This is a genomic window from Bacillus sp. JJ722 (assembly GCF_036963345.1).
In the GTDB taxonomy this organism is placed as follows: domain Bacteria; phylum Bacillota; class Bacilli; order Bacillales; family DSM-1321; genus Bacillus_AD.
Window position 1 is genome coordinate 11842 of sequence record NZ_JBALMO010000068.1, and the last position, 13476, is coordinate 25317.

Here is a 13476-nt window from a genome sequence, read left to right on the forward strand (position 1 = left end):
TTAAAACGGACTAGAAACTATTTCTCCATACTCTAAATATATTTTTACTGCCTGTATTTTACTCTGAACCGGCTTCGAATACTTCCCGAAATGAATTTGAGTATTAGGATAAATTACACCTTTTGCTTTTAAAAACACATTCGAGTCCATAAGACCTTCACCTCTTAAGCGCATAAGTTCCTGCTCTAATTCATGTAAATGCGCTTTTTGAGTAGATACCGTTAATTGTTGCTTTTTCAACAACAATTGGTCTTGCTCTGTGATATGACCATGGGTAAGTTGCCGCTTCTTAATTCGCTCAAAAAGAGCGCCTAATTTTTTTAAAGCTTCTCGCGTTTCTTTTAATTCTTTATGAATTTCAGCTTCTCGTTCAAGATTTTTCGGTGGGCTTCCAACAAATAAGACTGTCTGCATATAATGTTGATTACCAAAGTCAGTAGCTTCAATACTTTCCATTGCAGAAGTTTCGCCACCAATAATATGCCCCTTACGACAAGTAACTTTTCCACCACTAGTAATTTTGCTATGAAGGATGTAAGAATCTACTGAAACATCACGTCCAGCTTTACATACAGCTTGATTTAAATAGTTAGCAAGAATATCTACCCCCGCTTCTACTGATCCTTTATAAGCCCCTGCAATACCGCCGGAAATAGATACTGATCCTCCAGCTACTAAATGAGCACCTTCCACAAGACCAGTAACTTTAATATCGCCACCAGCCTTGATTGAATATCCAGTTGGCACATTCCCACGAATAATAACATTACCAATAAAATCAATGTTTCCGGTTTTTAAATCTAAATCTCCATTCACTTCAAAAACAGGAAATACATTCACAGTATTAGGAGTAATTGAAATTTGACCATCGGTTGTAGAAAAAACACTATCCATGTGGTAAAGAACATTTTTACCTGGTCTCAGCCTTAATGGTTTACCATTTTTCGCTTGAATAGTATTCCCATATACATCTTTTCCTGGTATCCCCATGGAAGCTTCAACAATTTGAGCTAAAAGCTGACCGTTTTTTACCGATTTTATTTTCGTCACATCGCGAAAGTTAAAAGCCTTTCCATCATCTTCTGCTGTTTTTTGTTCGTCATCTAGTTCGGTTTTATTTATAAGATAACCATCTCTTCCTTTTTCAGGCTTTATACCTTCCGCAACAGTGATAGGATAATCAATTTCATATATATCCTTACATATTTCTTGTAACACATCTTCTTTAATACCAAATACTATTTTTCTTACTTTTAGTATCTCTTTGAGTTGAGCAACTGTGATTTCAGTATCTTCAAAGACCTCGTTTTTCAAAGAAATCTCAGCCGTTAAACGATCTTTCGAAACATGAATATCGAAAAGGCTGTCCATGTAAGCTCCCTCTCTTTCCCCTTTATAACTCCTATACTATTTTTGAAAGGATATTTCTTAATTTAAAAATCGCTTTCGAATGTATTTGTGAGATTCGTGATGTTGATAAATCCATTACCTCGCCTATTTCTGTTAATGTAAGCTCTTCTTTATAAAATAATTGAAGAACGAGTTGCTCATTTTTATTTAGTGTCAAGATTACCTTCTCTAATTCTTCGTACAATTCTTTACGTATTACATTCTCTTCAGGAAGAACAGCTTTTTCATCTTTTAAGAAAAAACCTTTCCCATCTTTATCTTCCTGATCAAGTGGATTTTCATCTACTGAGATAACATTGGCAAAAAAGTTCTCGTTAAGTGTTGAAACAACTTCTTCTGGAGTTATATTTAATTCAGCAGCAATTTCTTCAGCTGTTACCGTTCTCATGTTTAATTGCTCTAACTTCTCTATTACGCTATCAATCTTTTTCGTTTTTTCTCTTGAACTGCGTGGTAACCAATCTTCCTTCCGTAAACCATCTAAAATCGTTCCCCTAATTCTAAATGATGCATAAGTGTCAAACTTTAAATCTCTATCTGGGTCAAACCTTTCTAATGCGTTAAATAATCCCATTAAACCAAGACTTCTTAAATCATCTCTACACACATTTTTAGGTAAACCAACAGAAATACGTTGTACATGATAGGAAACGAGAGGCATGTATTTTTTAGCCAAAAAATCTCCTGCTTGTGGGTCTTTTGATTCAACCCACTTATACCATTGATGAATTTCTTCTTCATTAGCTACTTGAGACATTGTTCCCCTCCTAACCACTCATGAGTAAGTGTTATTTTTAATATTTTCCAAATATTATATTCAAAAAATAGCCAGCAAAGCTGTGACTCCGCTGACAAATTAATCTTCTCTCATCAAATCTTTCACATAGTTAGAAACGGATGTGATTTGCTCTTCATTAACAATTTCTTTTTCATTATGATTTTGTTCAGGTGAAATAGAATTGTTTTTCATACCAATTTCAACCGTTTCATTTTTATCTTTATTATTATTTTCTGTAAGAGCGATTCCAAGAAGCCATCTTATTAAATAGGCAAATAAGTAAAATACAATAAACGTAATAAAGGCATTTAATAATGATTGTAGAGGAAAACGTAAACTAAATGAAAATAGACCATAAAGTAATAAACCAAACAATCCAAATACGATATTTGTTTTATATGACCCTATCATTACAAATCTTTAACCCCTTTGTTAACCGTTCTAATAGTTAACATCCCTGTTTTCGGATTAAATTCAATTGTTCTACCATTATTTCCTCCACAATCTTCTGCTATTAAATCAATTTTCAATTGATTTAATACCTTTTTAACTGCCTCAAGATTTCGCGGTCCAATTCGCATAAGATCATTCCCATTAGAAAACTGAAACATCTGAGCTCCCCCAGCGATTTTGGCCTTCAGCATTGAAGCTCGAGCCCCTTCATTTTGCAACCTTTTCACTAATTCCCTAACGCCTGTATCTGCATATTTTGCCACGTTTAATTGCCCCTCTTTCGCAAGCGAAGAGTCAGGCAACATCACATGGACCATTCCCGCTATTTCTTTCCATTGGTCATAAAGCACTACCCCTACGCAAGATCCAAGGCCCGCAGTTCGAATTATATAAGGCGGATGCACAATATTCATGTCTGCAATTCCAACTTTAATAATTTTTAGACTCTCAATCATTAACAGGAACTCCTAATGCAGAAAAAATAATTTCAAATGAATCCGGATCTGGAAGTAAAAAGAAATGACCGTTGACGCTACTAACATCTAATACATGATCTTCAATTAAAGCGGTATCAATTACTATTGCGTAATCACTCACTTTAGACAATTCAATTAATCCATAGCTGATAACTGCTCCCGCCATTTCAATAGAGAGTGCGGGTACAGATGGTATAAGCTTCAGATTCGTAAAATTTGACAACGATGTTAGGTATGATCCTGATAGTATATTTCCGATTTCTTGCAATGCGGATAACGCAATATCTGGATAAGGCGGTTGAGCAAATTGAAAGCTATGATCTCCCGTCATATTTCGAATAAAATGATTGGCTTGCTCCAAGGATAAAATGAAAAACATGCTACCTGGAGCATTTCCTTCAATACGAGAAAAAACACAAGCCACAACATTATCAGGTCCACCTGCTAATTCCATCATTTCATCAAAAGTTACTACCCTAACACTTGGAACCTTCATCTCAATTTTCTTACCTAATAAAGTAGACAATGCTGTCGCCGAATGACCTGCTCCTATGTTGCCAATTTCTTTCAATATATCAAGATGAATAGAAGATATATTCTCTAATGAAAACATAGTTAATTATCATCTCCGTGTCGGTCTACTACTTTATCTGCAACTAATATTTTTTCTAAATCTATTAAAATTAATAATCTCTTTTCTAGCTTGGCAACTCCAGTAATGAATTCAGCTTCATCCGTTCCAACAACTTCTGGTTGTGGTTCGATATTATCGTTGGGAATATCAATTACATCATTAGCTGCATCCACTACTAAGCCAACCTCTAAATCTTCTAACGAAACAATGATTATTCTAGTACTTTCAGTATATTCCTCTTCTTCAAGATCAAATCTAGCTCGTAAATCAATGATTGGGGTAACTACACCACGAAGGTTAATAACCCCTTTTACATAATGCACAGCATTGGGAACTCTTGTAATATGCAATACTTTTTCAATAGAACGAACTTGATTAACAGGAATTGCATACTCTTTTTTCTTTAATTGAAACACAATAACTTTCATGTCGGATAATCCGATTTCTTGAGACATAGCTATTCTCCCCTTATACAAAACGTATATTCATTTCAAACCTACGTTTTATTTAATAAGTGCATTACAATCAATTATTAATGCTACTTGACCATCTCCCAATATTGTTGCTCCAGAGATAGCAAAAACAGATGTTAAATAATTTCCTAATGACTTAAGAACAATTTCTTGTTGCCCAATAAATGAGTCTACAACTAAACCAGCCATTTTATCTCCTTTTCGAACAATAACAACCGATACATACTCATCTACTTCTTCATATACAGGTACATCGAATATTTCACTTAAGTCTAATAAAGGAACAACCTTGCCACGGAAATCAATGACCCTTTGATTATGCGCATTCATGATTTCATCTTTCTTAACAATTGCAGTCTCAATAATAGAAGAGAGTGGAATTGCAAATTTTTCTTTCTGAATTTCGACAAGCATAACTGAAATAATAGAAAGTGTTAACGGCAATTGAATTGAGAAGACACTACCTTCACCTTCTTTTGCATCAATCGAAACTGATCCACCTAATGATTCAATTGTGTTTTTTACAACATCTAGTCCAACACCTCGACCTGAAACGTCTGAAATTTGCTCTGCAGTTGAAAAACCAGATGCAAAAATCAGTTCATATACTTGTCGATCTGATAATGTTGCTCCAACCTGTTCACTAACAACACCTTTAGAGATCGCTTTTTTCAAAACACGTTCTCTACTTATTCCAGCCCCATCATCTTCTATTTCAATAAAGACATGATTACCGCTATGATATGCTTTTAAAACAACAGTTCCTTCTTCCTCTTTACCATTAGCAATACGAACTTCTGGTGTTTCAATACCATGGTCTAAAGCGTTACGAAGCAAATGAACAAGCGGATCCCCAATTTCATCAATGACAGTTCTATCAAGCTCTGTTTCTGCACCAATGATTTCTAAATGGATTTTCTTATTCAAATCTCTCGCTAACTGTCTAACCATTCTTGGGAAACGATTAAATACTGTTTCAACTGGTACCATGCGCATATTCAAAATGATTGCTTGTAAATCACCAGAAATACGAGTCATTCTTTCAACCGTCTCGTGCAATTCTTGATTGTTTAACTCTCGAGAAATTTGTTCTAGTCGTCCGCGATCAATAACTAACTCTTCAAACAGATTCATCAAAATATCTAATCTCTCTATGTTTACACGAATCGTTTTATTTACATTAGCAGCTTTAGAATTAGCTTGCTTCTTCTCATTTGAATTACCATTAACTGATTTTACTGGTGCCGAGTCAGCCTCAGTCGTTTTTACAGTTTTTGGTGGTTCAACACTTATCTGACTTTCTTTATTCTTAATTGCTTCTAATTCAAGTGGTTGAACGTCCACTTTATCAACTTCGGAAACTTTCATTATTTTTGCTCGTAGTTCATCAGCTGTTTCTTTCGTAACAAAAGTTATTGTGAATTCTAAGTCAAACTGTTCTTCCTCTAACTGCTCAGATGAAGGATTTGATTTGATCACTTCACCCAATTTCTCTAATACTTCAAATACCATAAATACTCGCGCAACTTTTAATAGACAGTCTTCTCGTAAATGAACGGTAATTTCATAGCTAGAAAACCCTTGTTCCTTAGACTGTTCAAGAACCGTATATTCAAATTCATCATATGTGCTTTTTAAAGTATTACTTGGTTTCTCAATTGTCGTTGCAGATACTTCTTGTTTAGCTTCATTCTTTACATTTGGCGATTCACCTTTTTCAATTGCCAACAATTGATTAACAGTTTCTGAAACATCCTTCTTACCGTCACCACCAGATGCAATACTTAAAACCATTTCTTCTAAATGATCCACAGCAGCAAATACCACATCTAAAATTTCAGCTGTTACAGTAAGTTTATTATTACGCATAGCATCTAAAACATTTTCCATTTTATGAGTTAGATTGGCTAAATCTTCATATCCCATTGTCGCTGACATACCTTTCAACGTATGAGCAGATCGAAAGATTTCATTTATAATAGATAAATCCTCAGGGTTTTTTTCTAACTCTAATAACTGTTCATTACAGGTTTGTAGGTGTTCTTTACTTTCTTCAATAAACACCTCTAAATATTGATTCATATCCATACAGTAGCACCCCTCAAAGTTTAGCAATATTTATTTATTGCTTGAGCAATATTTTCGACGTTCTCTACAACATCAACTAGATTAGTAGCAATCGCTGCCTTTGGCATCCCAAAAACTATTGAACTTTCTTCTGACTCCGCAATGCATTTTGTCTGTTGAATTTTATTTAAGGCTACTAATCCTTTTGAACCATCATTTCCCATACCTGTCATAATAACGGCGATTGTAGAATAATCCGTTATTTCACTCAAAGATTCAAATAATACATCAACGGAAGGTCGATGACCATTTCTTGTTTGAGTTTGATCAAGCGAAGCAACTAGTTCTCCTCCTCGCTTCATTACTTTCAAATGATAACCACCAGGTGCAATATAGGCAGTACCTTTTTTCAAAACTTCTCCATCTTCTGCTTCTTTAACAAAAATTTCCGATAGATTATTCAAGCGATTAGCTAGTGATTTCGTAAATCCAGCTGGCATATGTTGCACTACTACTATGGGAGCATTCAAATCTTTTGGGAGATTTGTAAGAACACATTGCAGTGCTCTCGGGCCCCCTGTAGATGTCCCTATCGCTACGATTTTTTTTGTTTCTTTCCATGATAATCCTAATGTTGATTGAATCTGAACTTGATTCATCATAGTCCTAATTCTCGTATTTGATTCTGTATCATTCTCTACTACAGTACTTTTCTGTAATTTAGCTATATTGGCTGTCCCTGCAGCCGTTATCTTTGCTTTTAATTCATCTTTAATTTTATGTAAATCAAGTGATATTGAACCAGAAGGCTTAGCTATAAAGTCAAATGCTCCGTATTGCATAGCTACGAATGTTTTATCTGCACCTAAATCCGTAGCACTAGAGAGAAAAATTACAGGAACAGGACACTCTTTCATTATTACTTTCAAAGCATCTATGCCATTCATAATGGGCATTTCAATATCCATCGTTACAACATTAGGTTGCCATTTCTTAATTTTTTCAATGGCATCTTTACCATTCCTAGCGGTACCTATTACTTCAAAACGCTCGTCTTCTGATAAAAAATCCGTAATGAGTTTCCTCATAAATGCTGAATCTTCAACAATGAGAACTTTTATTTTCTCCATAGGACTAACCTACCTTCCAATGAAAAAATTTTGCAGCTTATCTAGAAAGGATTTTTTCACACCTGATTGTTCTTCCTTAAAATTATTTAATAAATAACTAGTAGTTAATTTATTTAATGCTGCACTAATATCAGCATTTGGATTTAGTATTGAAAAAGGGGTTTGAGCTGTAACTGCTTTTACAACCACCCTGCTATCAGGTAGGGAACCTAAAGAAATAATCTCTTTTTCTAAAAATTTTGCTACAGTATTTTGTAGCCTTATGATTGTATCTCTGCCCTGTTTCTCACGCTGAGCCCGATTACATACAATGTAAACCGGAAGTTGCTTATTTAATAAATGTATATATTTAATAATTGAATAAGCATCCATAATAGAAGTCGGTTCTGGTGTAGTAATTGTAACAATCTCATCTACACATTTTAAGAAATCCGATAACTCACTTGATATCCCAGCACCTAGATCAAAGATAATATAATCATATTCCTTCTGTACCATTGAAAACTCATTAACAAATCGCTCAAATTGAGTTTCACTCATTGTAAATATTGAAGCTAATCCTGTTCCACCACAAATGAACGACATATTATCTGATACTTTTGTAATAACATCTTGAAAAGGAACTTCATGTTGAAAATAATCCACGATTGTTTTTTGAGTAATATTACCTAGTAAGATATTGATATTCCCCATACCAATATCCATATCAAATAGTAACACGCGTTTGCCTTTTTGAGATAATAAAATGGAAAAGTTTAACGAAAAATTCGATTTTCCTACTCCACCTTTACCACTTACAACAGCAAGTGTCTTAGCATGCTTTTGTGCAATATTTTGTTGGACTCGAATACGAAGGTTTTCAGCTTGATCTTTCATTTGCACATGCTCCAAGAATAGTTTCAACTATGTTGCTAGGTTTGGCTTTCATAATATCATCTGGTACATTTTGACCATTAGTTAAATAAGCAGTGTTAATCTTATAGTTTGCCATCATATTGAACATCGCACCGTATGATGCTGTTTCATCGATTTTAGTAAAGATAAAATGCGAAATTGATATTAATGAAAATTGTTGTAAAATGACTTCCATATCACTCTGTTTACTAGTTAAAGATAAAACTAGAAACGTTTCCATCTCATCATCAAATGAAATAATATTTTTTAAGTCTGCAACATACTCAGGATTTCGAAAATTTCTTCCTGCTGTATCAATAAAAACAAGATCATAATGCGAAAACCTTTCTGTAGCTTTTTTGAAATCCTCCAAATTATATGCAATTTCAATTGGAACATTAAGTATTTTCGCATAGGTTTTTAACTGATCTATTGCTGCAATTCTATATGTATCAGTTGTAATAAATGCAACCTTTTTTTGATGCTTCAATGCACTTTCAGCCGCTAGTTTTGCAAGTGTAGTTGTCTTCCCCACGCCAGTTGGACCAACTACATTAATATATTTTTTTTGAAACAATAAACTAGGTTCGGAAGGTAGCTTAGATAACAAGTATTCTTTTGTTAGAGCTAAACATTCTTCATACGAAATCTCATTATCAACAATAGATTCTTCTAACAAAATAATAATTTCAGTTATTACATCGTTATCAATATCTTGGTATTTCAAGAGATTCACCGTTTTCTTGATATTACCAGTTAATAGAGAACTATTATTAATTACATTGATGTTTTTGACGATTTTTTTTAAATCATTTATTTCCTTCAAGACGGTATCTTGCATCGGTTGTTGCGTCGTTTCCTTTTTGCCTAAGTCACGATCTACGTTATGTAAGATATGTTCCGAAGGTGTGATAGAAACATTTCTCTTCCTCGGCTTTTCTTTTATTGAAGGAATTTGCTCAATATTTGCTTGTGGATCTATTGCTGCAATAACTTCTATACTTCTTTTTTTGAAAAAACCGAGAAATCCACCAGAATACAATACTTTTGAATTTAAAATTACAGCATCCTTGCCAAGTTCCAGCCTAATTTGCTCCATAGCTTGATTCATCGATGGTGCATGATATTTTTTTATTTTCATTAGCTCACATTCACCACACCTACACTTTGTATTTCTACTTCAGCTTCTAATTCATTGTAAGATAGAATTGGGACATTCGGAAAATATCTTTCCGTCATTTGCCTTATATACATTCTTACAGCAGGAGAGCATATCACGACAGGAACTTGGTCCATGAGTGTTAAATCCTCCAGTTTAGAAGCTAGTGACGTCAATATTTCTTGTGTATCATTTGGATCCATAGATAGAAAATTACCTTGTTCTGTTTGTTGAACAGAATCAGCAACCATCTTTTCTACCTTTCCTGACATCGTAATAACTTTTAATGATTTTTCATCACTTAAATATTGTTGTGTTATTTGACGAGCTAAATTCTGCCTTACGTATTCAGTTAATAAATCCGTATCATTCGTCATTTTCCCATAATCTGCTAACGTTTCAAAAATGATTGGTAAGTTTCGAATTGAAATCTTTTCTTTTAACAGCTTGGATAATACTTTTTGAATTTCTCCAACTGATAACGGATTCGGTGTTACCTCTTCAACCAAAATAGGTGAAGTCTCATTCAAATGATCGACTAATTGTTTTGTTTCCTGTCTACCAATTAACAAGTGTGCATTACCTTTAATTACTTCAGTAATATGAGTAGAAACAACACTTGGAGGATCAACAACTGTATATCCCAACATTTCAGCTTGCTCTTTCATATCCTCACTAATCCATTTTGCAGGCAACCCAAACGATGGTTCGATTGTATCAATACCTTCAATTAAATCATCATCGGTTCCTGGACTCATTGCCAAATAATGATCTAATAAAAGTTCTCCTCGGGCCATTTCACTGCCCTTTATTTTCAATCGATATTCATTTGGATTTAATTGAATATTGTCTCTTATTCTTACAACTGGGATGACTAATCCCATCTCTATTGCTAGCTGACGTCTAATCATAACAACTCGATCTAACAAATCGCCGCCTTGATTGGTATCAGCTAAAGGTATTAAACCATAACCAAATTCAAATTCGATTGGATCTACACTTAACAAATTAACAACACTTTCAGGACTTTTCATCTCATCCGTGTGTAATTCCTCCTCAATTTCCTCTAGTTCCTCCTGATCTTGAACAGGTTTACGTTCGATTAAATATCCTCCTATAATTAAAAGCAACGAAATAGGCATCGTGTACAAACTGCTTATTGGTGTTAATAAACCTAATATAAGGATCGTTCCACCCGTGATATACATCATCTTAGGATAAGCAAATAATTGTGACGTAATATCTTCTCCCAAGTTTCCGTTGGAAGCTGCTCTCGTAACGACAATACCAGTAGCAGTAGAAATTAATAGCGCTGGTACTTGCGTTACAATTCCGTCACCTACTGTTAATAGGGCAAAATGTGTAGCGGACTCTCCAAAACTCAAATCTAACTGGGTTACCCCGATAATCATTCCGACTGTTAAATTGACGATAACGATTATGATTCCTGCAATGGCATCCCCTTTAACAAATTTACTGGCACCATCCATTGAACCGTAAAAATCTGCTTCACTACTTATTTTTTCACGTCGTTCACGTGCTTCTTTATCCGATATTAAACCTGCATTTAAATCTGCATCAATACTCATTTGCTTTCCCGGCATAGCATCTAATGTAAAACGTGCAGCTACTTCTGAAACACGTTCAGAACCTTTTGTAATAACAATAAATTGGATGATAATTAAAATTAAGAAAACTACCATACCGACAAGTACATTTCCTCCGATAACAAACGTACCAAACGTCTCTACAACCTCACCCGCATCACCATGAGTCAAAATCGCTCGAGTTGTTGAAACATTCAAACCTAAACGAAATAACGTCATAAGTAAGAGCAAAGAAGGGAAAATTGAAAACTCTAAAGGTTCTTTCATATTCATAGTAGTTAGCAGAACAATAAGAGCAAGAGAAATATTACAAAGAATAAGGAAACTTAAAAGCCATGTTGGTAAAGGTATAATAAGCATGGCAATTATTAAAATGACAGAAATTAAAACCGTTAAATCTCTTGCTTTCATTTTTTTCTCTCCTAACAAACATTTATAAGATTAAACGTCCATCTGAAATGGAAAATCGGAACATTCAACTATTAATATACTTTTTTAAGGTCAATACTATTAAATCCACGTCAAAAGTAAGTTAAATTTTACCTTTTGTCTTGTAAACAACAGCAAGAATTTCGGCCATTGCTTTAAAAAATTCTTCGGGAATAACTTGACCAATTTCAGTTTGATCATAAAGTGCTCGTGCTAAAGGACGATTCTCTACAGTCATGACATCATTCTCTTTAGCAATAAACTTTATTTTTTGAGCAATAAAGTCCACACCTTTTGCAACAACATAAGGCGCATCCATTTTGTTTTCATCATATTTAATTGCTACAGCAAAGTGCGTCGGATTTGTTATTACCACATCTGCATGGGGTACTTCTTGCATCATTCTTTGCATAGCCATTTCACGTTGTCTTTGCTTAATCCTTGATTTTATTAATGGATCACCTTCTATGTTTTTATGTTCATCTTTAATATCTTGCTTAGACATTCGAATATTTTTCTCAAAATCATATTTTTGATACATATAATCAAAGATTGCCAATACCAACAAAACTATTGAAGCATAAAGTGTCCAACTTTAACTGTAATATCTGCTATAGTCGCAAATGCTGCCCCTACCGATTTTTGTGAAAGAATTAATATTTCATCCATCCTACCCCAAATAACCCAAAACACTACTAAACCTACTAATGAAATTTTTAAAATAGATTTTAATAGTTCTACTATTGCCCTTAAAGAAAAAATTCTTTTAAACCCTTGAATCGGGTCTATTTTACTTAACTTAAATTGAATCGACTCAGGTGAAAACAGAAAACCTACTTGAATATAATTGGCTATCACACCACCAAGTAGAACTGCCACCATTATAGGTGCCATAAAATATGCTGCTTTCTCCACCATTCTCAAAAATATAATATGTAGATTTGCTTCTGTTAATGGCATCAACATAAATTCTTCAAATGAAACTCGATAAATTTCAAGAACAATATCTTTTAAGTAACCACCTAGAAAAGATAGCAAGGCGAAACCAACCAACAACACAATTGCTGTATTGACATCCTGGCTTTTAGCCACTTGCCCTTTTTTCCTTGAATCTTGTCGTTTCTTTGGTGTAGCTTTTTCAGTTTTCTCACCAGAAAAGAACTGCAAATCAAGTGAAAGCCATTCCATTTATGCTCCTCCAATCAGTTCCATTAAACCTCTCATCGTCACTAGTAAATATTCAAACAAGTGTCCTACAACTGTCATCATTACACCAATTACAATTAGTAAAACAAGAAAGCTTACTGCTATTTTAATAGGTATACCAACAACAAATATATTTAATTGAGGCACTGTTCGAGCCAGAATACCAAGAGCTATATCGACGATAAACAAGCTACCTACGACTGGAATAGCCATTTGGAAAGCTATAATAAACGATTGGTTAAAGCTTTTAACTACAAACTCCAATAAATCTTGATTTCCAAAAAGCGCAAAGCCTTGATCAATAGGAATAAATTTGTAGCTGTAAAATATTCCATCTAATAAAAGATGGTGACCATTAGTAGCTAACAAAAACAAAAGCGCTATAGTGTGTAAATATTGACCCATTAATGGATTTTGTGCGCCTGTTTGTGGATCAATTACATTCGCTATTGCGAAACCCATTTGAAAATCAATAAAACCACCAGCTATTTGAATGGCAGTTAAGATCATGTACGCAACAAAACCAATCATTAATCCAACCAAAGCTTCTTTTAAAACGAGTAAAATAAATGTCTCATCGAATGCTATATCGGGAATTTCAATTGTATAATACATAATCCAAGCCAAAAAAAAGCTTAATCCAATACGATGAGTTGCTGGTATTGTTCTATATGAGAATATTGGCATCGTTACAAAGAACGATGTTATTCGCACAAGAACTAATAAAAATCCAGATAATGAAGGAATCATTGCATCCATT

Annotated in this window: 12 protein-coding genes and 1 pseudogene; all 13 read right to left on the bottom strand. The window is 34.1% G+C overall.

Annotation, left to right across the window (positions count from 1 at the left end; translation table 11 throughout):
- On the bottom strand, window positions 1-1371 hold the full coding sequence (locus V7014_RS09860; RefSeq protein ID WP_335506602.1) for a DUF342 domain-containing protein: 1371 nt from the start codon (window positions 1369-1371) through the stop codon (window positions 1-3).
- 31 nt (window positions 1372-1402) lie between these two features.
- Window positions 1403-2167 carry a FliA/WhiG family RNA polymerase sigma factor gene (locus tag V7014_RS09865; RefSeq protein ID WP_335506604.1) on the bottom strand — a complete coding sequence of 255 codons (765 nt, stop codon included), beginning with the start codon at window positions 2165-2167 and terminating at the stop codon, window positions 1403-1405.
- Between the two features lie 99 nt (window positions 2168-2266).
- Window positions 2267-2599 carry a hypothetical protein gene (locus tag V7014_RS09870; protein WP_335506606.1) on the bottom strand — a complete coding sequence of 111 codons (333 nt, stop codon included), beginning with the start codon at window positions 2597-2599 and terminating at the stop codon, window positions 2267-2269.
- Window positions 2599-3096 (bottom strand): chemotaxis protein CheD, encoded by a 498-nt coding sequence (locus tag V7014_RS09875; protein WP_335506608.1) that lies wholly within the window; start codon window positions 3094-3096, stop codon window positions 2599-2601. The genes V7014_RS09870 and V7014_RS09875 overlap by 1 nt, the downstream gene beginning before the upstream one ends.
- Window positions 3089-3730, bottom strand: coding sequence for a chemotaxis protein CheC (locus tag V7014_RS09880; protein WP_335506610.1), 642 nt, complete (start codon window positions 3728-3730; stop codon window positions 3089-3091). Before V7014_RS09880 ends, V7014_RS09875 begins: the two co-directional genes overlap by 8 nt.
- Before the next feature lie 2 nt (window positions 3731-3732).
- Entirely contained in the window at window positions 3733-4206 is a 474-nt protein-coding gene (locus V7014_RS09885) for a chemotaxis protein CheW (RefSeq protein ID WP_335506612.1), read from the bottom strand.
- A 48-nt stretch (window positions 4207-4254) separates the two neighbouring features.
- Window positions 4255-6312 (bottom strand): chemotaxis protein CheA, encoded by a 2058-nt coding sequence (locus tag V7014_RS09890; RefSeq protein WP_335506614.1) that lies wholly within the window; start codon window positions 6310-6312, stop codon window positions 4255-4257.
- Window positions 6313-6332: 20 nt separating this feature from the next.
- Window positions 6333-7421 (bottom strand): protein-glutamate methylesterase/protein-glutamine glutaminase, encoded by a 1089-nt coding sequence (locus V7014_RS09895; RefSeq protein ID WP_335506616.1) that lies wholly within the window; start codon window positions 7419-7421, stop codon window positions 6333-6335.
- 9 nt (window positions 7422-7430) lie between these two features.
- Window positions 7431-8297 (bottom strand): MinD/ParA family protein, encoded by an 867-nt coding sequence (locus tag V7014_RS09900; protein ID WP_335506618.1) that lies wholly within the window; start codon window positions 8295-8297, stop codon window positions 7431-7433.
- A complete protein-coding gene (flhF, locus tag V7014_RS09905; RefSeq protein ID WP_335506620.1) occupies window positions 8281-9456 on the bottom strand; it encodes a flagellar biosynthesis protein FlhF in 1176 nt (391 codons plus the stop codon). Before flhF ends, V7014_RS09900 begins: the two co-directional genes overlap by 17 nt.
- Window positions 9456-11492 carry a flagellar biosynthesis protein FlhA gene (flhA, locus tag V7014_RS09910; RefSeq protein WP_335506622.1) on the bottom strand — a complete coding sequence of 679 codons (2037 nt, stop codon included), beginning with the start codon at window positions 11490-11492 and terminating at the stop codon, window positions 9456-9458. Before flhA ends, flhF begins: the two co-directional genes overlap by 1 nt.
- Before the next feature lie 121 nt (window positions 11493-11613).
- A pseudogene (gene flhB, locus V7014_RS09915) lies at window positions 11614-12698 on the bottom strand (flagellar biosynthesis protein FlhB).
- Window positions 12699-13475 carry a flagellar biosynthetic protein FliR gene (gene fliR, locus V7014_RS09920; protein WP_335506625.1) on the bottom strand — a complete coding sequence of 259 codons (777 nt, stop codon included), beginning with the start codon at window positions 13473-13475 and terminating at the stop codon, window positions 12699-12701.
- Between the last annotated feature and the right edge of the window lies 1 nt (window position 13476).